Genomic DNA, 23694 nt, shown 5'->3' with positions numbered 1-23694 from the left:
CCGGCTAGTCCACCACCTGTCGCGCTTCCGAGGTGCCCAGCACCTCCGGATGCTGCACGTCGCCCGGCGCCGGCTGCCGTGCCGCCGTGCGCCGCGCCAGCAGCGGATCCAGGAACACCGCGCCGAGGATCACCGCCACGCCCAGGTAGAACAGCGGGGTGAGCTCGCGCTGTTCGCCCAGCAGCAGCGCGGCCAGGACGATGGCGTAGACCGGTTCGAGGTTGGTCACCAGCTGCACGCTGTAGGCGCTGAGGTGGCGCAGCGCGACCAGCGACAGCGCGAAGGGCAGCAGGGTACAGCCCAGCGCCAGCACCAGCAGCAGGGTGCCGTCGTACAGTCCGGGTACCGCCAGCAGGTCGCCATCGAAGGCCGGCATCAGCAGCGGCAGCAGCGGCGCCAGCGCGGTGAGGGCGAGGGTGCCCGCACCCAGCTCGATGCCGGTGACGGTGAGTGGATCGGCGTGCTCGACCAGGCGTTTGTTGAACGAGCCGAACACCGCCACCAGCAGCGCCGACAGCGCGCCGACCGCCACGCCCACGCGCATGCCGTCGGGCACGCCGCCGACCACCATAGCCACGCCCGGTAGCACCGCCACGCCCAGCGCCAGTTCGCGCGGACGGAACGGCCGCTTCGCCACCCACGGTTCGATCACCGCGGTGAACGCCGGGGCCAGGGCGATACAGGTCGCCGCCACCGAGGCGTTGGCCAGCTTGATCGCGCCGTAGAAGGTCAGCCAGTGCAGCGAGACCACCACGCCGATGCCGGCATAGCCCAGGAACAGCCGCGGCGGCAGGGCGCGAAGGCCGCGCCACACCCGTGGCACCAGGGCCAGCGCGGCCACCACCAGCAGCATTCGCCACCACACCAGCGGCAGCGCGGGCAGGCTGATCAGCTTGCCGAGGATCGCGGTGAAGCCCCAGAGCAGGACGCAGAAGTGGATCTGCAGCTGGGCGCGGGCGGTGTCGGTCATCGGCATGCGCGCATTATCGCCCGGCGACGGGCCGGCGACGCTGGCCTGGCGGGCGATCTTTCGGTTACGCCGCGCCCGGATCAGCGCCGCGGCGACAGCCAGCCCAGCGGGCCAAGCACGGCCACCGCCAGCAGCGAGCCCAGGGTCGCCATCAGCATGTCCTTCTGCGCGTCCCAGACATCGCCCTGGGTGCCAAGGTAGGCCTGGCCCAGGTCGCCGCCGAACACGCTGGCGGCCAGCCATTCGAACATCTCGAACAGCAGCGAGTGCGACATGATGAAGCTCACCGGCATCACGTAGCGCCAGATCCCGCGCGGCGGCGCCACCCGGTCCAGCAGCTCGATGCAGGCCGGGGTGACCAGCAGCCCGTAGAGGAAGTGCACCAGCCGGTCGAAGGAATTGCGCTCCAGGCCCAGCGCCTGGTCCAGGGAGAAGCCGAGGTGGCGCTGGAACCAGGCGTCGTAGGGCACTTCCGCATAGGTGTAGTGCGCGCCGATCTCGTGCAGCACGCCGAACACGAACAGGCAGATGTAGCTCAGCCCGGTCAGCGGCATCCGCCGCCAGCCCCAGGCCAGCGCCGGCACGGCCACCAGCACCAGCACGTTCTCCAGCGCCCAGTCCTGGCGGTACCAGGGCGAGACCGCCAGCGCGATCCAGATCGCGACGAACAGGGCCAGCAAGGTCTTTGCCAGGCGCGGCGAGGCAGGCGTGCGGAGGGCGGCGTCGGTCATGGCGCCGCATCCTCGCACGAATGCCGGCCGGCGTGGCGGCCGCGCCGGGCTAGCCGAGCCGCTGCAGCAGCGCCTGCGCCGCCGCCGGGTTGCGCTCCTTGGCGCTGGCGATGAAGAACACGAAGGCCTCGCGCGGAGTGCCGCTGGCGACGGGCGCTTCCACGTGCGGCAGGTCGGCCGGGTCGCCGCCGTCGGCCCATTCGCGGGCGCGGCGCGCCCAGGCGTCCAGCTCCGCGTCGGGGTAGCCCTGGGCCAGTCCGCTGCGGGCGAGCATCAGCCGTGCGTAGGTGAAGTCGGCGGTGATGTCGGCGTAGGAGGGGTGCTCGTCCGAACCGGCGAACACCAGGGCGATGTTGCGCGCACGCAGCAGGCCCAGCAGCTCCGGGGTGAACAGTGCGCGGTCGCGGATCTCCAGCGCATGGCGCAGGCGCTGGCCGCCGGCCTTGGCCGGCAGCAGGTCGAGGAAGGCGGCCAGTTCCTCCGGCACCGGGCTCTGGCCGCGGTCGAACTGCCACAGCAGCGCGCCGAGGCGGTCGCCGAGGGTGGCGATGCCGCCGACGAAATCCTCGACCTGCGCGCCGGTGGAGGACAGCTTGCGGCTGCCCATGATCCGCTTCGGCGCCTTGGCGGTGAACACGAAGCCCGGCGGCGTCTCGTCGCGCCACTTCGCGTAGGTCTCCGGCTTCTGCGCGCCATAGTAGGTGCCGTTGATCTCGATGGCGGTGAGCTGGCGGCTGGCATATTCCAGCTCGCGCCGCTGCACCAGCCCCTGCGGATAGAACACGCCGCCGCGCCAGGGCGCGAAGGTCCAGCCGCCGATGCCGACGTGGATGCGCGGATGGCGCGCGGGTGGGGTCGAGAACAGGTCGTTCATCCGGGTTGCACTTCCGTTGTGTTGATCGCCATTGCCTGCATCCGCTTCATGCCTTCCACGGGTCGTAGCTTCCGAACCACCACAGGTGGCCCTCGATGTCGCGGCAGGAATAGCCGCGTCCACCATAGCCCTGGTCGGCGATGTCCTGGACGATGGTCGCCCCGGCCGCCTTCGCGCGCTGGTAGTGGGCGTCGACGTCCTCGACGATGACGCAGGGACTCTGCGTCTCGCGCATGCCGGTCTCGTCGGGCTGGGCGATCAGCTTGCCCCATTCGCTGGCGTTGTCGGTCGAACCGAGCATGATCATGCCGTTGCCCCAGGTCAGCTGCGCATGCAGCACGACGCCGCCTTCGGCATACACGGCGTTCTTCTTGAAACCAAAGGCCTGGCACAGCCATTCGATCGCCGCCTCGGCGTCGCGATAGCGCAGGCAGGGGATGATGGTGCTGGTGGTCTGGGGCGGGCGGGGCATGGCGATCTCCAGGGGACCGGTGCGGTGCGGCGGGGGCAGCGTGGCCAGTCCAGCGTAAAGCACCGGTGAGGTGGCGTGCGGCGGACGGGACTTCCGCCACTCCGGCGACGGCCGGCAATGTCTAGAATCGACGCTTTCCGCCCCGGACAACCCGCATGCCGCCACGCCTCCAGACGCTCCGCCTCCGTTGCCTGTTCGCCCTCGGCCTGTCGCTGCTCGCGCCGTGGCCGGCGCTGGCGCAGGAAGCCGCCACCGGACCCGCCAGCGCCGCGCAGGCCGACGCCGGCTTCGACGCCAGGGCGCTCGATGCCTGGGTCGAGGAGGTGCGCGAGCGCTTCGAGGTCCCGGGCATCGCCGTCGGCGTGGTCAAGGATGGGCAGGTCGTGTTCGAAGGCGGCTGGGGCGTGCGCGAGCTGGGCAAGCCGGAGAAGGTCGACGCGCAGACCCTGTTCGCGATCGCGTCCAACACCAAGGCCTTCACCGCCGCCTCGCTGGCGATGCTGGTGGACGGGAAGAAGCTGTCCTGGGACGACCGCGTTACCGACCACCTGCCGTGGTTCCGCATGTCAGACCCCTACGTCACCGCCGACATGCGCATCCGCGACCTGCTCACCCACCGCAGCGGCCTGGGCCTGGGCGCCGGCGACCTGCTGTTCTGGCCGGGCAGCGACTACAGCACCACCGAAGTCGTGCAGCGCCTGGCCCGCGTGCCGCTGAAGACCGGCTTCCGCGAGCGCTACGCCTACGACAACATCCTCTACGCCACCGCGACCCTGGTGATCGAGCAGGTCTCCGGCCAGTCCTACGCCGACTTCCTGCAGCAGCGCTTCTTCGAACCGCTGGGCATGTCCGGCACCCGCTTCAACGCCGACGCGCTGCGCCCCGGCGACCCGGCCGCCACCGGCCATGCCAAGGCCGACTTCACCACCTTGCGGCCGACCTTCCCGCTGACCTGGCACAACGCCGCCGGCGCCGGCGGCATCTATTCCAGCGTCCACGACATGGGCCGCTGGATGCGCGCGCAGCTGGCCGGCGGCACCTTCACCGACGAGCAGGGCAGGGAACACCAGCTGTTCACCCCGGCAAGGCAGAAGGAGATGTGGTCGCTCATCTCGCCGATCCCGATCGCCGAACCGGCGGTGCCGGGGCTGGCCGCGTCGAAGCCGGACTTCCTCGGCTACGGCCTGGGCTGGATGACGTCCTCGTACCGTGGCGAGCGGCTGGTATGGCACACCGGCGGTTGGCCGGGCATGGTCTCGCGCGTCACCCTGGTGCCGGGCCGCAACCTCGGCGTGGTGGTGCTGACCAACCAGGAATCCGGCGGCGCGTTCAATGCGTTGACCTTGCAGATCCTCGACGCCTTCCTGCAGCCGGCGGAGAAGAACGACTGGATCGCCGCCTATGCCGCCGCGGCGCGGAAATCGCGCGCCAGGGCTGAGGAGGCATGGGCGAAGCGCGTCGCCGCGCGCGACAGGCGCTCGAAGCCCTCGCTGCCCGATTCGGCCTGGACCGGCACCTGGCGCGACGCCTGGTACGGCGACGTGGTGATCGAACAGAAGAACGGCCGCCTGCGCATGCGTTTCCCGCGCAGCCCGCTGCTCACCGGCACCCTGGAGCACTGGCAGCACGACACCTTCCTGGTGAAGTGGGACGAGCGCACCCTCAACGGCGACGCCTTCGTGACCTTCGCCCTCGACGCCGATGGCAAGCCGCGCGAAGCGCGCATGGAAGCCGCCTCCGACCTGACCGACTTCAGCTTCGACTTCCAGGACCTGGTGCTGAAGCCGGTGGAGTGATCCACCTGAACCCCTCCTCCTCCGGGGGAGGGGGAGGGGAGAGGGTCGGTGTGCCAGCGTGGCTTGAGCTCCCGACCCTCTCCCCCGGCCCCTCTCCCGGTGGGAGAGGGGACAGGAACGAAGCTACGACCTCAACGGGCCGAAAGACGTGGTAGCGCGGGGGTATGCCGCAAGCAGCACATGGATGTGCTGCGTTCGCGCGTTGGAGCCAGGGATGGCGGAACCGCGCGATGCGGCATACCCCCGCGCTGCCGCGGCTCCCTCCGAAGCCTGCCCGCCTAACGTTGTTGCTGTTGTTGTTGCTGTTGTTGCTCTGCCTTCGCAGTTTCCCAGCGCCCAACAGAAGAAGGGCGCCGTTCTCACGGCGCCCTTCAGTCTTACTGGATCGGCTCGTCCAGCATCAGCTGGCGGACGAAGCGGACCGGCGGGGCGCCGTAGGACAGGACCTGGTCGTGGTAGGCCTTCAGCTTGAAGCCATCGCCCAGCTTCGCCTCCACCGCCTTGCGCGTGTCGAAGTGCTCCTGCACGCCGACGAAGTAGGTAGGCAGCTGCGCCGAGGTCAGCTGCGCGCGCACCCACTTGCCCGCGGCCTCGCGCTCCTGCTGGAAGGTCTGGTTGACCATCAGGTCCATCGCCTGCTCGCGCGTCCAGCCGTCCACGTGCACGCCCTGGTCGAGGATCGCGTTGGCGATCGTGCGCAGGTAGAACTTCAGCTGCACCAGGCGGAACAGCGGATCGTCGTCCAGGTAGCCGGCGTCGGCCATCATTTTCTCGGTGTACACCGCCCAGCCCTCGGCGAACATGCCCGAGCGCAGCACCGCGCGCAGGGTCGAGGGGTGCTTGGCCGAGTGCCAGCCCTCCAGGTAGTGGCCCGGGGTGCCCTCGTGGATGCTCAGCAGTTCGATCATGCGCGAGTTGTATTCGCGCAGGAACGAGTCGACCTGCGCCTGGCTCCAGTCCTCCGGGATCGGCGAGACCGCGTAGAAGGTCTTCAGGTGCTTGTCCAGCGGCCCCGGCGAGTCGGCGTAGGCCACCGCCACGCCGCGCTGGAACTCGGGCATCTCGATGATCTCCACCGGCGCGTCGGGCAGGGTCACCAGGTCCCTGGCGCGGACGAACTCGGTGGCGCGGTCCAGCGCGGCCTGGGCGTCGGCCACGACCCGGTCGCGCGCCGGGCGCTCGGCGTAGGCCAGCTCCAGCGCCGCCTCGATCGCCGCCTGCTGCTGCGCGGGCGTGGGGTTTTCCGGCAGTTCCGGCGCGCCCGGCTTGCCGGCCAGCACCTCGCGGGCGATGACGTACATCTCGCCGCGCACGCGCGCCAGTTCGGCCTCGGCGCGCTGCTTGATCTCCGCGCGCGACAGCGAGGACAGCAGGGCGAACTGCAGCTTCTGGTCGTACAGTTCGGCGCCGATGCGGAACTCGCCCTTCGCATTGGGCACCAGGGTTCCGTCCAGCCATTGCTGGTGCTCGGCCACCGCCCGCTCCAGGCCTGCGATCGCCGCATCGGCCCGCTGCCGGTCGGCGCCGTCCAGCTGGTCCAGGTTCGGGGCGATGTAGTTCTCGACGATGCGCAGGATGCCGGCGTTCTGCCTGGCCACGGTCTCGGCATGGACCTTCGGCACCCGCGCCGGGTCGAGGTTGGCGCGCGCCTGCGCCAGCAGCGCGGGGATCTTCTCCATGCGCGCGGTGGCCGACCGCAACCGCTCGGGCAGCGGCGCGAACTCGCGCGCCATCAGGCCGTAGATCGCGCCGCCGGCCAGGCTGTTGTAGATCTGCGGGTCGGTGGCCCAGCTCTGCAGGGTCTCGCCGATCCATAGTTCGTAGCGCAGCTGGTTGCGCAGGATCGCGGCGTCGACCTGGTTCTCGCGCGCCAGCGCGGCGATGTCCATCGCCTCCAGTTCGGCGAGGATCGCGCGGGCGAACTCCAGGCGCCCGCGCCGGGCCTCTTCGCCCAGGTCGTCCAGCTCGCCGTCGTAGCGGTGCTCGCCGATCCGGGTGGCGCGGACCGGCGAGGAGCGCAGCCAGCCGTCGAGCGCGCGTTGCGACAGGTCGGCGAAGGCGGCGTCGGCCGCGCTGTCGGCGGCGGCCACGGTGCTGCGGGTGCCGGCGGGCGGGGTGGGCGATTCGGCCTTCTGGCAGGCGGCCAGGCCGGCGAGGAGGGCGGCGGCGAGCAGGGTGTGGCGCATGGGAGGGTTCCAGCGGGCGGAAAGCGCCAAGCATAGGCCGCGGCGGCGGCCCGGCGCACGTGCCGGAGGAGGGGACTGGTGCGCGGGCGCCAAGCGGTTACCCTGTGCGCCCGGCCACGGAGCACAGCCATGAAGTACGCGGGAAGCTGCCATTGCGGCCGCATCGCCTTCGAACTGGAAACCGGCGAACCGATCGCCGAGGCCTACGACTGCAACTGCTCGATGTGCCGGCGCCGCGGCGGCCTGCTCTGGTTCGGCACGCGCGAGGCGCTGAACCTGGTCTCGCTGCCGGAGGACGTCGCCACCTACCGCTTCAACCGCCACCACATCGACCACCACCACTGCACGGCCTGCGGCATCGCGCCGTTCAGCGAGGGCGTCGATCCGCAGAGCGGGGCGAAGACGGTCGCGGTCAACGTGCGCTGCCTGCCGGACGTGGACCTGGCGACGCTGAAGATCGTGCCGGTGGACGGCGCCAGCTTCTGAGGCGCCGGTCGAAGCGGGGTCACTCCCCGTCGGTCTCGAACTCCACCGCCAGGCCCAGGCGGATCGCCAGCTCCTCCACCGCCTCGCGCACGCGACCGGCGGTGTACTCGTTGGGAGCGTCCACCTCCAGTTCGTGGGTGCCCGGGCCGATGTCGTCCGACAGCCCGGCCGAGCTGGAATCGTCGTCGTCCATGCGCGGCATCAGGTCGGCCACCTCCTCCACGTGCTCGATGCCTTCCACGCTCTGCAGCAGGTCGGCCACCGCGCGCAGGTCGTCGTCGCTGCCGGTGATGCGGATGCGGAGTTGGGGCATGGCATGGGTTCCGTGCGGGATGTGGCCAGCCTGCCGCCGTTCCCATCAAGGCCGGGTGATGGTGTCGGTGCCCGCGCTATACCGGCCCGCCGTCCGTTTTCGATCTTCGTGGCAGCGGGATGGCCTGGCGGCCCATTGGCCCGCTGCCCCGGCCCGGTTCGATTCCCGCCTGGCGTGCGCGCTGGCCGAATCGAGGCGCATATCACAAAAATTTGGCCTGCCTCCGGCTAGCTTGGGTGCCGGGCAAGCGCATGCGGCGCTTGGCCTAGGGGATGGGGTCAAGCGGGTCCATGAAAGAACTAGAAGCCGGCTCGCTTGCTCGAGAAGGTGCGATAGCGACTGGGAGTGTCCTGAACGCCGAGGCGTCGATCATCGATGCCTTGGTCGCGTCCGGTCGGCTGAAAGCTGGCGACCTGCAGCGAATCCAAAGTCTGGGTTCCGGGGCGGAGGCCGGTCGCCTCGGGCTGCTGGCCCGGCTCGGGTTGTTGTCGGAGCAGGACAAGGCGGCAGCCTGTGCCGATATCCTCGGCCTCCCGCTGATCGATGGCGCGGTGCTCGGTTCGCTGGAGCCGGGTGATGGCCTGAGTCTTGAAAGCCTGGGCATCTCGCTGCGATTCCTGCGCCAGTTCCGGATATGTCCCATCGCTTCACGCCATGGCGTCGTCGAAGTGGTATTGGCCGATCCCCATGACCCATACCCCGTGGACGCGATTGCCCTTGCGACCGGCCTGCAAGTCGCGCCCAAGGTCGGCATAGGGACAGAGGTGGACGCATTGATCGAGCGCTTCTTCGGTCAAGGGCGCACCACCATGGGTGTGATCGTCGACACGGCCGATGGCAACGACGGAAGCAGTGTCGACGACATCGAGCACCTGCGCGACCTGGCCTCCGAGGCGCCGGTCATCCGCCTCGTGAACCTGATCATCCAGCGTGCAGTGGAGCTGCGCGCCTCGGACATCCACATCGAACCGTTCGAGAGCCGGCTGAAGGTGCGCTACCGCATCGACGGCGTGCTGTCCGAGGGCGAAAGCCCGCCAGCCCAACTCACCGCCGCGGTGCTCAGCCGGGTCAAGATCATGGCCAAGCTCAACATCGCCGAACGCCGGCTGCCGCAGGACGGGCGGATCATGCTGCGGGTGCAGGGCAAGGAGCTGGACCTGCGCGTGAGCACGATGCCGACCGCGCATGGCGAAAGCGCGGTGATGCGCCTGCTCGACCGCGAGACGGTGGTGTTCGATTTCCGGCAGCTGGGCTTCACCGACGCACTGCTGTCGCAGTTCCAGCGTGCCCTGGCACATCCGCACGGGATCCTGCTGGTGACCGGCCCGACCGGCTCGGGCAAGACCACCACGCTCTACGCCGCGCTGTCGCGACTCAACACCCCGGGCGTCAAGATCATCACGGTCGAGGACCCGGTCGAATACCAGATCGAGGGCATCAACCAGATCCAGGTCAAGCCGACGATCGGGCTGGACTTCGCCAGCGCCCTGCGCGGCATCGTCCGCCAGGACCCGGACATCGTCATGATCGGCGAGATGCGGGACCTGGAAACGGCGCGCATCGCGATCCAGTCGGCGCTGACCGGTCACCTGGTGCTGAGCACGCTGCATACCAACAGCGCCGCCGGCGGGGTGGCGCGGCTGCTGGACATGGGCGTGGAGGACTACCTGCTGACGTCCACCGTCAATGCCATCCTGGCCCAGCGCCTGGTCCGGCGCCTGGAGCCGACCCACGCCGAGCCTTATCCGGCCTCGCCGGAGGAGATCGAACGCTTCGGTCTGCGCCGCTTCCAGCCGCAGGGCGAGATCCGGCTGCACCGGCCGCGGCCGTCGACGCTGACACCCACTGGCTACCTGGGGCGGACCACCATCATGGAGCTGCTGGTCATGGACGACGCCCTGCGCGCCGCGACCATGCGCCGGGCCGGCGCCGACGAGATCGAGCGCATCGCCCGCGAAGGCGGCATGCGGACCATGTACGAGGACGGCGTGGCCAAGGCGTTGCGTGGCGAGACGACCCTCGAGGAAGTGCTGCGCGTGACGGAGGAAGGCTAGGCGCATGGCCTTCTTCGACTACAAGGCGATCGATTCGCGCGGCGGGATGCTGGAAGGGCGCATGGAGGCGGCCAGCGATGCCGAGGTAATCGCGCGGCTGCAGGAGCAGGGCCATCTCCCGGTGGAGGCCTGGCCTGCCGGCGCGGCTGGTGGCGGCGCGTGGTTGCGGACCCTGGCGCGCCGCAGGCCGCTGGCGGGCGATGCACTGCCGCAGTTCACCCAGCAGCTGGCGACCCTGCTCGGCGCCGGGCAGCCGCTGGACCGGGCGCTATCGATCCTGCTCGAAGTGCCGGACGACGACCGGACGCGGCGGCTGATCGCCGATGTGCGTGAGGCGTTGCGTGGCGGCGCGTCGCTGTCGTCGGCGCTGGAACGGCAGCATGGCGTGTTCTCACGGCTGTACCTGAACATGGTCCGCGCCGGCGAGGCCGGCGGAAACCTGCACGAGAGCCTGCAGCGCCTGGCCGAGTACCTGGAGCGCAGCCAGGCCTTGAAGACGCGCGTGGTCAATGCCCTGATCTACCCGGCGATCCTGCTGGTGGTGGTGGGACTGGCGCTGCTGTTCCTGCTCGGCTACGTCGTGCCGCAGTTCGCGCTGATGTACGAGAGCCTGGAGGTGCCGCTGCCATGGTTCACCCTCCTGGTGCTGTGGCTGGGGCTGGTCGTGCGTACGGGCTGGCCGGTACTGCCGGTGGCGCTGGCCGTGGCGGCGTGGTGGCTCGACCGCCAGCGACGCGATCCCCAGGCCCGCCTGCGCCTGGACGCCTGGCTGTTGCGCCGCCGGTCGCTCGGGCCGTTGCTGGTCCGGCTGGAGACCGCGCGCCTGGCGCGCACCGCGGGCACGCTGCTGAAGAACGGGGTGCCGCTGCTGGGCGCGCTGGGCATCGCCCGCAACGTGCTCGGCAACCGGGCACTGGCCGCGGACGTGGGCATGGCCTGCGACCGCGTGCGCGATGGCCTCGGCCTGTCCGCGGCGCTGGCCGAGGGCGGGCGCTTTCCGCGGCTGGCCCTGCAGATGATCCAGGTAGGCGAGGAATCGGGTGCGCTCGACAGGATGCTGCTCAAGGCCGCCGAGGTCTTCGAGCAGGAGACCCAGCGCGCCATCGACCGCCTGCTCGCGGCGCTGGTGCCTGCGGTGACGCTGGTGCTGGCGTCCGTGGTGGGCCTGGTGATCGTCGCGGTGCTGGTGCCGCTGTACGACCTGACCGGTGCCTTGGGATGAGTGCGACGCGCCACCGAAGAATGCAATCCATGGAGAAGACCGCAATGCGAACCATCGCCCGGCCGCGCCCCGTACGCAGGGGTTTCCGGCAGGCGGGCATGAGCCTGCTGGAAATGATCATCGTGCTGGTGCTGATCGGCGGGGTGCTGACCCTGGTCGGCAGCCGGGTGCTCGGCGGCGCGGACCGCGGCAAGGCCAACCTGGCACGGTCGCAGATCCAGACCCTGGCGGGGAAGGTGGAGAACTACCAGCTGGATACCGGGCGGCTGCCAGGGAAGCTGGAGGATCTGGTGACGTCGCCCGGCAATGCCGGCGGCTGGCTCGGACCCTACGCCAAGGCGGCCGAACTGAACGACCCTTGGGGCCATCCGATCCAGTACCGGGTGCCGGGCGAGTCACAGCCCTTCGACCTGTTCAGTCTGGGCAAGGACGGCAAGCCTGGCGGCGACAGTTACGACGCGGAGGTCCGCTACGAATGACTGGAGCGGTGCCGCCGGTGCGCAACGGGACGTCAGCGTGAGCATGCGGGTCTGCCGCCGGCGTGCGAACGGCATGTCGCTGCTCGAACTGCTGCTGGTGATGGCGCTGGTTGCGCTGGCCGGCACGCTTGCCGTGGCGGCGTACAGCGGTGGCCTGGACGGCGTGCGGATGCGCGGCAGCGCCAAGGAGATCGCCGCGCAACTGCGTTACACCCGGGCGCAGGCGATCGCCAGCGGACAGATGCAGCGGTTCGAGATCGATCCGCAGCAGCGGCGTTGGCGGGCGGCCGGCGCGCGCCAGGGCCGGGTTCCGGATGCCGTGGAGATCGGTTTCATCGGCGCGCGTGAAGTGCAGCCAGGTCCCGGCACCGGCGCGATCGTGTTCTTCGAGGACGGCGGCTCCACCGGCGGACGCGTGCGCCTGGCGTCGGGAGGCGCCGTCTGGCAGGTCGACGTGGCCTGGCTCACCGGCGAGGTGACGCTCAGCCGCCTGTCGGTGGAGGGCGTGCGGTGAGGCGGCGGCTTCGCCGCGCAGGCCGAGCCGGTGCCGCGCGTTGCGCCGGCTTCACCCTGTTGGAGGTGATCGTCGCTTTCGCCCTGCTGGCGCTGGCCCTGACGATGCTGCTGGGCGCACTGTCGGGCGCCGCGCGGCAGGTGCGTCATTCGGAGGAGCTCAGCCGCGCCAGCCTGCACGCGCAATCGCTGCTGGCCCAGGCCGGCGTCGGCGAGGCGCTGGAGCCCGGACGGAGGGAGGGCACCTTCGACCGGGATCGCTACCGCTGGACACTGGAGATCGCACCCTACGCCGACCCTGCGCTTGTCCAGGCGATGCCGGAGCGGTCCGCCTCGCCGCAACTGCGGCAGCTGACCCTGGAGGTCCGCTGGGGAGACGGGCCCGCCCAGGCAATGCGCTGGCACACCCTGCGGCTGGTTCCCGCGGAAGGTGTCCGCTGATGCCCGGTCCATCCATCGCTGCCGGTCCGGTCGCCGTGCGCGCGCGAGGCTTCAGCCTGATCGAAGTGCTGTTGGCCATGGTGTTGCTGGCGGCCGGACTGGCGCTGGCCTTCGCGGTGATCCGGTCCGCCCAGACCGTCACTGCACGTGGCGAAGCCATCGCCGCGCGCAGCGAGCGCATGCGCGCGGTCGAGGGCTTCCTGCGCTGGCGCCTGGCCGGCGCCTTGCCGATCGCGTTCGACAGCAGCGACGGCGCACGTCCGCTGCGCTTCGTCGGCGAACCGGAGCGGATGCGCTTCGTCGCCGATCTGCCGCCGTACCTGGGCCAGGGAGGGCCGTATCTGCACGAACTGCAGGTGGACGGCAACGGCAACCGGCGACAGCTGCTGCTGGACTTGTCGATGGTCCAGGCGGGCAGGGTGGTCGCCGGGACGGCCGCGCGTCCACCGGAGATGCTGGCCGATCGGTTGCTGGCGGTGCGCTTCCGCTATCGCGGGATCGACCCGCAAGGCGGCCTTGGCGACTGGCAGGCGCATTGGCCCTGGCCGGAGCGGATGCCGTTGCAGGTCGAGGTCGTGATCGAGCCGGACGAGGGGGAGGCGTGGCCACCGATGGTGGTGTCGCTGCCCAACGGCGGTGCCGGAGCCACGCCATGAGGCGGACGGGTGCATCCCTGCCGGGCCGGCTCAGCTGGCTCAGCCGGCAGGTCGGCGGCCGGCCAGGCGGTCATGGCGCAGGCGTGCAGCGCGGCGCAGCGCTTCCGCTCGTACTGTGGCTGATCGTGGTGATGGTGGCGACGATCGGCGCTTTCGCACTGGCCTCGCGCGTGGAGATGCTGCAGGGGAAAGTGCAGGCCGACGGTGCACAGGCCCAGGAGGTCGCGCGCGCCGGCATCGAGTACGCGATGGCGCGCCTGGCCGATCCGCATCCCCAGCGCCGATGGGCAGCCGACGGCCGGCCCTACGCCTGGTCCTTCGCGGGCGCCTCCGTCGAACTGCGGATCGTCGACGAGTCGGGCAAGGTCGACATCAACCAGGCCGATCCGGTACTGCTGGCGGCGTTGCTGCGCGCCGTGGGCACGGAGCCGGCGGCGGCCCAGCAGCTGGCCGGCGCGATCGCGGACTGGCGCGACCCGGATTCGCTGGTCCAGCCCGGTGGCGGCGCCGAGGATCCGGCGTACGCCGCCGCCGGCCGGGCCTACGGCGCCAAGAATGCACCGTTCCAGAGCGTGGCCGAGTTGCACCGGGTGCTGGGCATGACACCGGAACTGTTCGCCGCCCTGGCGCCGCACTTGACGGTGTTCAGCGGCATGCCGCGCCCGAATGCCGAGTTCGCTCCCGCGCCGGTGCTTGCCGCGCTGGGGCCCGATGTCGCGCGCATCGGCCACGAACATCGGGATGCACAGCCGATAGCCGGTACCGGGACCTACAGCATCGACAGCCGCGCTACGTTGGTCGATGGCCGCGAAGCAGTGCTGCGGGCGACGGTGCGGAGCAGTGGCACGGTGCCGGGTGCGACCTATGCGGTCTTGCGTTGGGAAAGGGGGACATCGACACGATGAACACGGCGGGCGTTGGTCCCGGAGGCGTCGGCGTGCGCCGGCTTCCGGGCCTGGTTGATTTCTGGGACTGGTGGCGAGGCTGCCTGGCGGCGTGGCTTCCCCGCGATTGGCGCGACCTGCTGGGTTGGGCCCACGACCGCCTGCTGCTGTGCAGGCAGGCCGATGAGCTGCTCGTCCTCTGGGAGGGGGACGGACGATTGCGCGAACTGGCGCGCATCCCCGTCGTGGGCGACTCGCTCGATCTTGACCGACTGCTGGCTGCGCGTGCGGCCGCCCTGCCGCGCTGGTGGCTGCTGCCGACCGCATCGGGATTGCGTCGGCGCCTTCGCCTGCCGGCGTCCGCATCGCGGCACCTGCGGCAGGTCGTCGGATTCGAGATCGACCGGCAGACACCGTTCGCGGCCGGCGAAGTCCACTACGACGCCCGCACGATCGGCCATAGCGACGACGGACAGATCGATGTGGAGATCGTCGTCGTGCCGCGGCGCGTGCTGGATCGGGAACTGGGCGGGCAGGGGGAAACCCCGGCAGCGCTGGCCGGCATCGACCTGGCCGATGCGCAGGGCCGGCCACTGGGGTTCAACCTGCTGCCGCCGGCGCAGCGGCGCCGCCGGACCGATCCGCTGCGGCGCTGGAACCTGCTCCTGGCCGCGGTCGCGTTGCTCGCCATCGGCGGTGCCGGCCACCAGGTCCTGAAGAACCGGAGTGACGCCGCCGACGCATTGCAGCGCCGGGTCGAAGCCGAGTCCGCGCAGGCCAGGCAGGTCGCGGCGCAGCGCGGCCGGCTCTCGGCACTGGTCGAAGGTGCCGCATTCCTCGACCGGGTCCGTGCCGCGCGGCCCACCGTGGTGGAAGTATGGGACGAGGCGACGCATCGCCTGCCCGAGGGCACCTGGCTCGAGAAGTTCTCGATCGAGGGCGACCAACTGCTGCTGGTCGGGTCCAGCGGCGATGCGCCGTCCCTGATCGAACGCATGGAGGGCGCGCCACTGTGGCGCAAGCCGGCGCTGGCCGGCACGCTCCAGTCCGACCCGGCGTCCGGCCGCAACCGCTTCACCGTGACCGCCCAGTTGGCGGGCGGTGCCTCTTCAGCAACGGAGACCGCCGATGGCGACCCCGGCACCGAGTAGGCGCGAGCGCTGGATGGCGCTGGCCTTGCTCCTCGCCGTCCTGGCGGCGGCCTACGCACTGATCGTGCATCCGGCCTGGACAGGGCCGATGCGCGAGGCCGACCAGCGGATCCGGGACCTGCAGGAACGCGACCAGCGCATCCAGGCGCAGCTACGGCAGGCAGCGCAGGTCGAAAGACAGCTGCAGGAAGTCGCCGGCGCGCTGGCCGGACGTCCCGGCTTCCTGCCCGAGCGCAGCGCCGAACTCGCCAGCGCGGGCCTGGCGCAGCGCCTGGAAACGGCAGTGCTGGCCGCCAGTCCCGACGGCCGCACCTGTGCGATCCACAACCGCTCCCCGTTGCCGGCGGAGACCGAAGAAGGCCGCTTCATCCGCGTGTCGCTCCGTGCGCACCTGCGCTGCGGCGTGCCGGCACTGGCCGCAGTGCTGCATGCGCTGGAGAGCGGGCAGCCACGGCTGTTCGTCGACAAGGTGAGCCTGCTGGCCCAGCGGACTGCGGACGGCCGGGACAACAGCGGCGGGGTGGAAGCCAGCTTCGACCTCAGCGGCTATCTCGACCAGGAAGGGGCCACCGGCGTCCCGGTGGAGGTCGGCGATGCGCCTTGAAGCATTGAATGCCCGCACCTGGCTGCTGGTGGTGGTGGCCGGCTGGGCGGTATCGGTATGGCTGTTGGCCATGACCGGCCTGGGCGGGCGGATTGCGCCGGCGGCCGGGAAGGAGGCCGGCGCGGCGGCGCTGGCCATACCGGCGTTGCCCGAGCAGGCGCCGGAGCGGTTGCGGGATTTCGATCGCTACTCCGGCATCGCCGCACAGCCGCTGTTCTCCGCGGACCGCCTGCCCAAGGCCTTCCAGCTCGTTCCCGACGCCGAGCCGGCCGCGGCCGAAGACGTCCGCCTGACCGGCGTGCTGATCACGCCGGGCCTGCAACTGGCGACCCTGCAGACGCCGAACGGCGCCTCGCTGCGGCTGCGCCTGGACGGTCCCGAGGTGGCGGGTTGGCGGCTGCTTTCGTTGCAACCCCGCGCGGCGGCGGTGGCCGGGCCCGGCGGCACCCGTTCGTTGGCGCTGCAGACCTACGAAGGCGGCCGCTCAGGGCGGGGGGGGGCTCCCGGTTTCCCCGCGCCTGCGTCGGCGGCCACGCCCCCGGTGCCACCACCGGCCACGGGCGCCAGCGTGACCCTGGCGCAGCCTGCGTCGCCAGTTCCCGCTGCCGGCACGCAGCAACAGATCGAAGACATCCGGCGGCGGATCGAAGAACGCCGCCAGCGACTCAAACAATGAGGCCTGGGACCCGCATGGCCTCAACGACACACTCCAAGAGCACCGGCATGACCTTGCGCACGATCGCCACCCTTCTTCTCATGTTCCTGCTCGCGGCCTGCAGCAGCGTTCCCACCGCCGATATCCGTCGCAACAGCGATCCACGGACTACAGCCGTCCCTGATGCGCCAGGTGCGGAGGATGTTGCCGCGCGTCCCCAGCCGCTGATCCGTCGCGGCAGCGGCCAGGTCATCAACGAGGCCGCCCTCGCGCCGCCGTCGCCCAGCGACGCGGGCTCGGGCCTGGCCACCTTCAACTTCGAGGGCGAATCGCTGCACGCGGTGGTCAAGGCGATCCTGGGCGAGATGCTCGGCCAGAACTACGTCATCGCGCCCGACGTCCAAGGCACCGTCACCCTGGCCACGCCCAACCCGGTATCGCCGGGCGAAGCGATGCGGCTGCTGGACATGGTCCTGGGCCAGAACAACGCACGCCTGATCTACAGCGGCGGACGCTACAACGTGGTCCCGGCCGACCAGGGCATGAACGGCAGCGTGGCACCGCGTGCGGGATCGGCCGCGCGAGCCCGAGGCTACGAGGTGCGCGTGGTGCCGCTGCGCTACATCGGCGCGGAGGAAATGAAGAAAGTGCTGGAGCCGTACGCACGCACCAACGCGGTCGTCGCGGTCGACCCGACCCGCAACCTCATCACCTTGGGCGGGACCGCAGCCGAGTTGGAGAACTACCTGCGCACGGTACAGGTGTTCGATGTCGACTGGCTGTCGGGCATGTCGGTCGGGGTTTTCCCGCTGCAGTCGGGCCGCGCCGGACAGGTGGCGGCGGACCTGGAGAAGGTGTTCGGCGACAGTGGCAAGACGCCCAGCGCCGGCATGTTCCGCTTCCTGCCGCTGGAAGCCGCCAACGCGGTGCTGGTGATCACCCCGCAGGCCGCCTACCTGGACCAGGTCCAGCAGTGGCTGGATCGGATCGACAGCGCCGGTGTGGGGGCGCGCCTGTATTCCTACGAACTCAAGTACATCAAGGCGCGCGATCTGGCCGAACGCCTGGCCGAAGTCTACGGCGTCGGCACCGGCGCCCGAAGTGTCACCGCCGGGCCCACGCTGGCCCCCGGCGCCACGCCCATGCAGCTGGACAGCGGCGGGCTGGACAGCCGTGGCGGAACGGTCGGCTTCGGCGGCCAGGGTGGTGGAGCCAACGAAGGCATGCTGCAGCTGAGCCCGGCGGCCAGCGGCAACGCCAGCCTCAGCCTGGAGGTGGACGGCGACCGGGTCGGCGTGTCGGCGGTGGAGGAAACAAATTCGCTGCTGGTCCGCGCGCGTCCCTCCGCCTGGCGTTCGATCCGGGAAGTGATCGACAAGCTCGACGTGATGCCGCTGCAGGTGCACATCGAGGCGCAGGTCGCCGAGGTCAAGCTCACCGGCGAACTGAGCTACGGGGTGAACTGGTATTTCGAGAACGCGGTGACCGCCGCTCCGCCTGCGGGTCCCGGCCTGCCCAGCGCGCTGGGCCGCGACATATGGGGCGGCATCGCCGGCAGCGTCACCGGCAACGGCCTGGGCTGGACCTTCCTCGGCCGCAACGCGGCCGCGGTCATCAGTGCGCTGGACAGGGTCACCGACGTGCAGCTGCTGCAGACGCCCTCGGTGGTGGTCCGCAACAATGCCGAGGCCACCTTCATCGTCGGCAGCCAGATTCCGGTGACCTCGGTGTCGGTGATGCCGGGAACGGGCGAGAGCCGCTATACCCAGGTGCAGTACCTGGATACCGGCATCATCCTCAAGGTCCGTCCCCGGGTGACCCGCGACGGCATGGTGTTCCTGGACATCGTCCAGGAAGTCAGCACGCCAGGCTCGCAGACCGACGCCGACGAGAACGGCAACGTGCGCATCGATACCCGCCGGTTGAAGACCGAGGCGGCGATCCGCGCTGGCGACACGATCATGCTCGCCGGTCTGATCAGCCAAGGACAGGACACGGGTTCGTCCGGAGTGCCTGGTCTGAGCCGGCTGCCGGTCCTGGGCGGTCTATTCGGGCGCCAAGTCGTGAACGACAGTCGCGAGGAGGTGATCGTGCTGTTGACGCCGACGGTAATCCGCAATCCGCAGGAAGCGGCGAACCTCACCGACGAATATGGGAGGTCGTTTCGAGCACTCGAGCCGCTTCGCAGGCCATAGGCGTAAATATTTCACTTGCGCAGGTGTGCGAGTCCGATCACAGAATGTCAAACAGGCTTGGGCTAACGTTGGAATTGCAGAAGTCGTATGGCTCGTGCAGAGGGGCGCGAGCAGAGTGATTCTTGGGGAAGTCTAGCGCTCGCTCAGCGCTAGAAGATTGGGGGTGCGTCAATGGGGTTTGGCCCGCGACGCCAGCAACTAATATCTAGATGGGGGATATCTTGATCAACCGAGATAAGCAGGCCGTACCTGTAGGCCAGGTAGTTCTTAATTTCATACTGCTGTTCGGTTTGATAGCCGCTTCAAATGAGGCCCCGGCTGAGACAAGAGCGCCAGACAAGGAAGAGGATCCTATTGAAGTGCGAGGGGTGCGTGGCTTTGTCGATCGCCTGGCTTATCGTAGATTCTCGAGCATTCGTATGGAGGGCGGAAGTGGAGGCGATATTACTGCCCCTGCTACGACTGTGGACAATACCCAGCCGATGCAGCCTGAGCAGCGCTGCGACGGTCAAGAAGAAGCCCCGTCTGATCTTTCAGGCCAACCGGTGGTGATCCCGTCGGGCAACAAGATTCTCGAAGAATTGGATTTTGCTACGTCCGCCGGAGATTTTGTCCTCAACCGCTGGTATTCCAGGGCCCGCGGCGCTCCCAGTTTCGGCCCCGGTTGGACATGGGCGTTCGATTACCGGCTGAATTTCACCCCCAATCCTGGCTTCACCCCGGTATGCCAGCCCGGGACGCAGGAGCCAGGCGTCCCTTGCCCGTTGCAGGGCGCCCGCTACAGCGCGATCACGGTCTACCGTCCGGATGGGCGTGCCTACGAATACACATGGAACGCATCGAGCGGGCGCTATGAGGACCCGCGCGCCGAATCGCGCAGCTGGATCAACGCGAACTTCTGGAGCAACCAGTCTCAGGACACCTTCACCCTCAGGACAGAAGGGGTGGGCACGGAGCGGTACAACAGCAACGGCCTGCCGCTGTTCATCCGGGACAACCGCAACGTCGGATACACCTTCACCTACACCAGCAACCGGATGACCAAGGTCACCCACACGTCCGGGCGATCCATCACGATTGCCTGGACCAGTGGATTGATCTCGTCCATTACTGCGCCCAACAACCAGGTTTACAGCTACGGCTACAACGCCAATGGGGTCTTGTCCTCGGTTACGTATCCCGGTGGGTTGGGTACGAGGACCTATCACTACGAGGACCCCGTCTCCTACATGGCGCTGACCGGGTATTCGATCGATGGCGTGCGCAAGACACGCTACTCGTACCAGGCCGACGGGAAGGTCGCCTGGTCCGGGCGCGAAGGCGCGGTCGAGCGCGACACATTCGCGTATGGCGGCAACTACACCGACGTGACCAATGCGCTGGGGCACACCACGCGCTACAACTTCGTGACCGTCAAGGGCATCAAGCGGGTGGCCTCGGTGAGCCGTCCGGCCAGCACGGCCTGTCCGGCGGGAGTCGCAGCCACCGACTACGACACCCGTGGCTATCCCACCCGCAACGTGGACTTCGAGGGCAACCAGACCTTCCTCACCTACAACGACCGCGGCGAACTGCTGGAGCGGCGCAGCGGCGTCGGCCCGGCGCCGGGCAACAGCACGGCCAACCAGCAGCGCACCACCTATGGCTGGGATACCGCGCGCAACCTGCTGGTCCGCGAGTCGCACTACGGCAACGGCGGCAACATCCAGGCCGAAACCGTCTACACCTACTACCCGGACAGCGACGCGCCCCGCGCGCGGCTGCTGGAAAAAGTGGAACAGTGCGCGCCGGACTGCACGTCTGGCCAGAAGCGCACCACCACCTACGCCTATGCCGTATACGGCAACCGCATGATCCAGACCCTGGTCGTCGATGGCCCGCTGGACGGCAACGGCGACGCGGTGACCTACCAGTACGACACGGCCGGCAACCTCACTTCGGTGACCAACGGCCTCGGCCATGCGGTCACCTACGCCGGCTACAACGCCCTGGGCCTGCCGGGCAGCATGACCGACGCCAACGGGCTGGTCACCCAGTACACCTGGGACCTCAAGGGGCGCCTGACCCAGCAGCGCGTGCTCGGTCCCGGCGGCAATCGCGACTGGACCACGACCTGGCGGTCCGACGACCAGCCGTCGGCCACGACCAGTCCCGGCGGGATCTCGCTGGGCTACCTGTACGACGGCATCGGCCGCCTGACCGAGGTGCGCGAGTCGCGCGGCAGCCTCTACGGCGCCAACTCGCTGGACCGGCTGCTGATCAGCTACGACGCGCTCAGCAACGTCACCCAGCGCCGCACGGGTTACCAGGCCGATGGCGTCTCGTTCACGCAGACCAGCAACGCGCAGTACGCCTACGACAGTGCCGGGTTCCTGGAGCGGTCGTGGCAGGTCTCGGGCCAGGAGACGCTGTACCAGTACGACGCCAACGGCCGGCTGGCGGGCGTTTCCGATCCGCTGGGCCGGACCACGGCGTACCTGTACGACAGCCATGGCCGCAGGAAGACGGTCATCGACCCGCTGCTGCAGCCGGCGCAGTTCGGTTATGACGTGCTGGGCCGGCTGTCCAGCGTGACCGACCCGCGCGGCAAGGTCACCAGCTACACCTACAACGGCTTCGGCGACCTGACCCAGCAGGTCAGCCCGGACACGGGCACCACGACCTACGCCTACAACGCCTACGGCCAGCGCAGTTCGATGACCCGGGCCGGCAGCCTGACCACCACGTATGGCTACGACGGCCTGGGCCGGGTGACCTCGGCGGCCTCCGGCGGCCAGACCCAGGCCTTCACCTGGGACAGTTGCACTAATGGCAAGGGCCGGCTGTGCGCGGTCGGCGACCCGAGCGGAACGCTGGGCTGGACCTACAACAGCGCCGGCGAGGCCACGGCGCAGTCGCAGACCGTGGCCGGCAGTGGCGTGGCGTTCGGGCAGACATACGCCTACGATGCAGCCGGGCGCCTGACCGGGATCGGCTATCCGGGCGGGGTGAGCGTAGGCTACGGCTACAGCGGCGGACGGATGACGGCGATGACGGCGATGGTCGGCGGTGTGACCCACCACGTGGCCACCGGGATCGGCTACCGTCCGTTCGGCGCGGCGAGCGGATGGACCTACGGCAACGGGGCCACCCGGGCCGTGGTGCGCAACGGGGTGGGGCGGCTGACCGAGCTGAACGCGAAGAACGGCGGCACCGACCTGCAGCGGCTGACCTACGGCTACAACGCCGCCGAGGAGATCACCCAGATCACCAACGGCGTCAACAGCGCCCTGACCCAGGCCTACGGGTACGATGCCCTGGGCCGGCTGACCGGGGTGACGGCCAGCGGCGCCAACCAGGGGTTCGGCTACGACGCCAACGGCAACCGGACCAGCCACACCTGGGGCGGATTGACGGACAGCTACGTGATCGCCGGCGCCAACAACCAGCTCAGTGCGATCACCGGCCCGCGGGCCAAGGGGTTCAGCTACAACGCGCGGGGCAACACCACCCTCGGCGGCGGCAACACATACGGCTACGACGCGTTCGACCGGCTCAGCCAGGTGACCCAGGGCGGCANCACGACCTACTACCGGATCAACGCGCTGGGCCAGCGGGTGCGCAAGGACCGGGGGTCGGATGCGACGGCCACGGGCTATGCCTACGGGCCGAGCGGGCAGGTGGAGGCCGAGTACAGCTGGGGCGCGGGCAGCTGGAGCCACTACCTGCGGCTGCCGGGCGGGGAGCCGGTGGCGCTGGTGCGCGGCGGGCAACTCTATGCGATCCACACCGACCACCTGGGGCGGCCGGAGGTGGCGAGCAACAGCAGCCGGGCGATTGTCTGGCGGGCGAGCAACTATGCGTTCGACCGCACCGTCACCCTGGACAGTATCGGGGGATTGAACCTGGGGTTCCCGGGGCAGTACTGGGACCAGGAGAGTGGGCTCTGGTACAACCGGTTCCGGAGCTACGATCCGAGTACGGGGCGCTATGTCGAAAGCGATCCGATTGGGCTGGCGGGCGGGTTGAATACCTATGCCTATGTCGGGGGGAATCCGGTCAGCTTCGTTGATCCGTTTGGCCTAAGACCTTGCCCGCCCGATTACTTGGGCATAGCGTTCGGCGTTGCGGACATCGGAATGGGTGGCTATGAGGCAATTAGTGGAACTGCATCGTTCTTAATAGGTGTTTCCGCTGGACAACCGGAAATTGCAGCGCCTGGTGCTCTTGTGGCTGGCGTTGGAATGGCCACTATGTACGATGGAATGTCTGGTATTCAGACTGCTCTTGACGGGAAGGAGAGGCCGTCTGCATTTAGTCAGGTCGGAGGGATGCTCCTTGGAGCACAAGGCGCAGCGATCGGCGAAGTGGCGTCCAATGCGATGACCTTCAGTGGAGCGCTTAGAGGCTTCCGAAATCTGATGCGCCGAGCAGCGACGGATAAGGACACCATGGAAGCGATGAAGGGTATAAACGAGGCTGCCAATGACCCATGCGGGTGCAATTGAGGTGAATATGCAGAGCAAATTTATGAGATGGGTTGGCGCGCTGGTATGTCTCTCAATCTTTTTGCGAGCGGTGTTCTACATAGGAAGCAAAATCTATGTGACGGGCGGGTTGGAACCGTTCGATTGGGTTGCGGTTCCAATTGGTCTCGTAGCCCTGTACCTCAGCTACATGTTCTTCAAGAAAATCTTCAGGAAAAGGGGTCAGGTACATTTTAGGCATCAGGGAAAATGAACCCGACCCCTTTCGATTACAGGGCGGGGCGACCGACGTGTACGTGACGGCCAGCGCCAACAACCGGCTGAGCTCGATCACCGGCCCGCGGGCCAAGAGCTTCGTCTACAACATCCGCGGCAACACGACCAGCGGCGGGGGCAACAGCTACGGCTACGACGCGTTCGACCGGCTCGGCCAGGTGACCCAGGGCGGCATCACGACCTACTACCGGATCAACGCGCTGGGCCAGCGGGTGCGCAAGGACCGGGGGTCGGATGCGACGGCCACGGGCTATGCCTACGGGCCGAGCG

21 protein-coding genes are annotated in these 23694 nt (G+C 69.1%); 15 read left to right on the top strand and 6 right to left on the bottom strand.

The window, feature by feature from the left end; genetic code table 11:
• Positions 1 to 4: 4 nt before the first annotated feature.
• The 4 genes from M503_RS0114780 to M503_RS0114765 form a co-directional block, all read right to left on the bottom strand.
• Positions 5 to 976: a DMT family transporter gene (locus M503_RS0114780; RefSeq protein ID WP_028928325.1), complete on the bottom strand. Its 972-nt coding sequence runs from the start codon at positions 974 to 976 to the stop codon at positions 5 to 7.
• Positions 977 to 1050: 74 nt separating this feature from the next.
• Positions 1051 to 1701 (bottom strand): DUF2238 domain-containing protein, encoded by a 651-nt coding sequence (locus tag M503_RS16635; RefSeq protein ID WP_028919633.1) that lies wholly within the window; start codon positions 1699 to 1701, stop codon positions 1051 to 1053.
• A 49-nt stretch (positions 1702 to 1750) separates the two neighbouring features.
• Entirely contained in the window at positions 1751 to 2575 is an 825-nt protein-coding gene (locus tag M503_RS0114770; RefSeq protein WP_028919634.1) for a DUF72 domain-containing protein, read from the bottom strand.
• A gap of 46 nt (positions 2576 to 2621) precedes the next feature.
• Positions 2622 to 3047: a VOC family protein gene (locus tag M503_RS0114765; RefSeq protein WP_028919635.1), complete on the bottom strand. Its 426-nt coding sequence runs from the start codon at positions 3045 to 3047 to the stop codon at positions 2622 to 2624.
• A gap of 155 nt (positions 3048 to 3202) precedes the next feature.
• Between M503_RS0114765 and M503_RS0114760 the strand changes: the two genes are divergently transcribed.
• Positions 3203 to 4843 carry a serine hydrolase gene (locus tag M503_RS0114760; RefSeq protein WP_028919636.1) on the top strand — a complete coding sequence of 547 codons (1641 nt, stop codon included), beginning with the start codon at positions 3203 to 3205 and terminating at the stop codon, positions 4841 to 4843.
• A 377-nt stretch (positions 4844 to 5220) separates the two neighbouring features.
• Here M503_RS0114760 and M503_RS0114755 read toward each other — a convergent pair whose 3' ends face one another.
• Positions 5221 to 7029 carry a DUF885 domain-containing protein gene (locus tag M503_RS0114755; protein WP_028919637.1) on the bottom strand — a complete coding sequence of 603 codons (1809 nt, stop codon included), beginning with the start codon at positions 7027 to 7029 and terminating at the stop codon, positions 5221 to 5223.
• A gap of 129 nt (positions 7030 to 7158) precedes the next feature.
• Here M503_RS0114755 and M503_RS0114750 point away from each other — a divergent pair, with 129 nt between their 5' ends.
• Complete coding sequence (locus M503_RS0114750) at positions 7159 to 7515, top strand: GFA family protein (RefSeq protein ID WP_037061583.1); 357 nt, start codon at positions 7159 to 7161, stop codon at positions 7513 to 7515.
• Between the two features lie 19 nt (positions 7516 to 7534).
• Here M503_RS0114750 and M503_RS0114745 read toward each other — a convergent pair whose 3' ends face one another.
• A complete protein-coding gene (locus tag M503_RS0114745; RefSeq protein ID WP_028919638.1) occupies positions 7535 to 7828 on the bottom strand; it encodes a hypothetical protein in 294 nt (97 codons plus the stop codon).
• A gap of 290 nt (positions 7829 to 8118) precedes the next feature.
• Between M503_RS0114745 and gspE the strand changes: the two genes are divergently transcribed.
• The 13 genes from gspE to M503_RS16630 all read left to right on the top strand — a co-directional run.
• Complete coding sequence (gene gspE, locus M503_RS0114740; protein ID WP_051414664.1) at positions 8119 to 9882, top strand: type II secretion system ATPase GspE; 1764 nt, start codon at positions 8119 to 8121, stop codon at positions 9880 to 9882.
• A gap of 4 nt (positions 9883 to 9886) precedes the next feature.
• Positions 9887 to 11104 carry a type II secretion system protein XpsF gene (gene xpsF / locus M503_RS0114735; RefSeq protein WP_028917489.1) on the top strand — a complete coding sequence of 406 codons (1218 nt, stop codon included), beginning with the start codon at positions 9887 to 9889 and terminating at the stop codon, positions 11102 to 11104.
• Between the two features lie 44 nt (positions 11105 to 11148).
• Positions 11149 to 11583, top strand: a complete 435-nt coding sequence (gspG, locus tag M503_RS0114730; RefSeq protein ID WP_037061592.1) for a type II secretion system major pseudopilin GspG — start codon at positions 11149 to 11151, stop codon at positions 11581 to 11583.
• 43 nt (positions 11584 to 11626) lie between these two features.
• On the top strand, positions 11627 to 12097 hold the full coding sequence (gene xpsH, locus M503_RS0114725) for a type II secretion system protein XpsH (RefSeq protein ID WP_051412615.1): 471 nt from the start codon (positions 11627 to 11629) through the stop codon (positions 12095 to 12097).
• On the top strand, positions 12094 to 12537 hold the full coding sequence (gene xpsI, locus M503_RS0114720; RefSeq protein WP_051414663.1) for a type II secretion system protein XpsI: 444 nt from the start codon (positions 12094 to 12096) through the stop codon (positions 12535 to 12537). The genes xpsH and xpsI overlap by 4 nt, the downstream gene beginning before the upstream one ends.
• Complete coding sequence (locus M503_RS0114715) at positions 12537 to 13193, top strand: prepilin-type N-terminal cleavage/methylation domain-containing protein (protein ID WP_051412617.1); 657 nt, start codon at positions 12537 to 12539, stop codon at positions 13191 to 13193. The genes xpsI and M503_RS0114715 overlap by 1 nt, the downstream gene beginning before the upstream one ends.
• Before the next feature lie 131 nt (positions 13194 to 13324).
• Positions 13325 to 14098: a general secretion pathway protein GspK gene (locus M503_RS0114710; protein ID WP_051412620.1), complete on the top strand. Its 774-nt coding sequence runs from the start codon at positions 13325 to 13327 to the stop codon at positions 14096 to 14098.
• Positions 14095 to 15228 (top strand): PilN domain-containing protein, encoded by a 1134-nt coding sequence (locus M503_RS0114705; protein WP_028917495.1) that lies wholly within the window; start codon positions 14095 to 14097, stop codon positions 15226 to 15228. The genes M503_RS0114710 and M503_RS0114705 overlap by 4 nt, the downstream gene beginning before the upstream one ends.
• Positions 15206 to 15832 carry a type II secretion system protein GspM gene (gspM, locus tag M503_RS0114700; protein WP_028917496.1) on the top strand — a complete coding sequence of 209 codons (627 nt, stop codon included), beginning with the start codon at positions 15206 to 15208 and terminating at the stop codon, positions 15830 to 15832. Before M503_RS0114705 ends, gspM begins: the two co-directional genes overlap by 23 nt.
• A complete protein-coding gene (locus tag M503_RS0114695; RefSeq protein WP_028917497.1) occupies positions 15822 to 16508 on the top strand; it encodes a hypothetical protein in 687 nt (228 codons plus the stop codon). The genes gspM and M503_RS0114695 overlap by 11 nt, the downstream gene beginning before the upstream one ends.
• A gap of 47 nt (positions 16509 to 16555) precedes the next feature.
• Positions 16556 to 18682, top strand: a complete 2127-nt coding sequence (gene gspD / locus M503_RS0114690) for a type II secretion system secretin GspD (RefSeq protein WP_028917498.1) — start codon at positions 16556 to 16558, stop codon at positions 18680 to 18682.
• A gap of 209 nt (positions 18683 to 18891) precedes the next feature.
• Positions 18892 to 23169, top strand: a complete 4278-nt coding sequence (locus tag M503_RS0114685; protein ID WP_155952083.1) for an RHS repeat protein — start codon at positions 18892 to 18894, stop codon at positions 23167 to 23169.
• A gap of 269 nt (positions 23170 to 23438) precedes the next feature.
• The coding region (locus M503_RS16630; RefSeq protein WP_037061578.1) for a hypothetical protein at positions 23439 to 23694 on the top strand (256 nt) is incomplete at its 3' end.

This window comes from Pseudoxanthomonas suwonensis J47 (assembly GCF_000513955.1).
Classification (GTDB): Bacteria; Pseudomonadota; Gammaproteobacteria; order Xanthomonadales; family Xanthomonadaceae; genus Pseudoxanthomonas; species Pseudoxanthomonas suwonensis_C.
Note: the sequence above shows the minus strand (reverse complement) of the source record. Positions and strands in the feature narration are given on the sequence as shown.

Bases quoted from the DNA above. Each gene is read 5' to 3' on its own strand.
- xpsH (WP_051412615.1), top strand. From the start codon at position 11,627: ATGCGGGTCTGCCGCCGGCGTGCGAACGGCATGTCGCTGCTCGAACTG.
- gspG (WP_037061592.1), top strand. From the start codon at position 11,149: ATGCGAACCATCGCCCGGCCGCGCCCCGTACGCAGGGGTTTCCGGCAG.
- M503_RS0114745 (WP_028919638.1), bottom strand. From the start codon at position 7,828: ATGCCCCAACTCCGCATCCGCATCACCGGCAGCGACGACGACCTGCGC.
- M503_RS0114765 (WP_028919635.1), bottom strand. From the start codon at position 3,047: ATGCCCCGCCCGCCCCAGACCACCAGCACCATCATCCCCTGCCTGCGC.
- M503_RS0114755 (WP_028919637.1), bottom strand. From the start codon at position 7,029: ATGCGCCACACCCTGCTCGCCGCCGCCCTCCTCGCCGGCCTGGCCGCC.
- xpsF (WP_028917489.1), top strand. From the start codon at position 9,887: ATGGCCTTCTTCGACTACAAGGCGATCGATTCGCGCGGCGGGATGCTG.
- M503_RS0114780 (WP_028928325.1), bottom strand. From the start codon at position 976: ATGCCGATGACCGACACCGCCCGCGCCCAGCTGCAGATCCACTTCTGC.
- M503_RS0114750 (WP_037061583.1), top strand. From the start codon at position 7,159: ATGAAGTACGCGGGAAGCTGCCATTGCGGCCGCATCGCCTTCGAACTG.
- M503_RS0114760 (WP_028919636.1), top strand. From the start codon at position 3,203: ATGCCGCCACGCCTCCAGACGCTCCGCCTCCGTTGCCTGTTCGCCCTC.
- gspD (WP_028917498.1), top strand. From the start codon at position 16,556: ATGACCTTGCGCACGATCGCCACCCTTCTTCTCATGTTCCTGCTCGCG.
- M503_RS0114770 (WP_028919634.1), bottom strand. From the start codon at position 2,575: ATGAACGACCTGTTCTCGACCCCACCCGCGCGCCATCCGCGCATCCAC.
- gspM (WP_028917496.1), top strand. From the start codon at position 15,206: ATGGCGACCCCGGCACCGAGTAGGCGCGAGCGCTGGATGGCGCTGGCC.
- M503_RS0114710 (WP_051412620.1), top strand. From the start codon at position 13,325: ATGGTGGCGACGATCGGCGCTTTCGCACTGGCCTCGCGCGTGGAGATG.
- M503_RS0114715 (WP_051412617.1), top strand. From the start codon at position 12,537: ATGCCCGGTCCATCCATCGCTGCCGGTCCGGTCGCCGTGCGCGCGCGA.
- M503_RS16635 (WP_028919633.1), bottom strand. From the start codon at position 1,701: ATGACCGACGCCGCCCTCCGCACGCCTGCCTCGCCGCGCCTGGCAAAG.
- M503_RS0114695 (WP_028917497.1), top strand. From the start codon at position 15,822: ATGCGCCTTGAAGCATTGAATGCCCGCACCTGGCTGCTGGTGGTGGTG.
- M503_RS0114705 (WP_028917495.1), top strand. From the start codon at position 14,095: ATGAACACGGCGGGCGTTGGTCCCGGAGGCGTCGGCGTGCGCCGGCTT.
- gspE (WP_051414664.1), top strand. From the start codon at position 8,119: ATGAAAGAACTAGAAGCCGGCTCGCTTGCTCGAGAAGGTGCGATAGCG.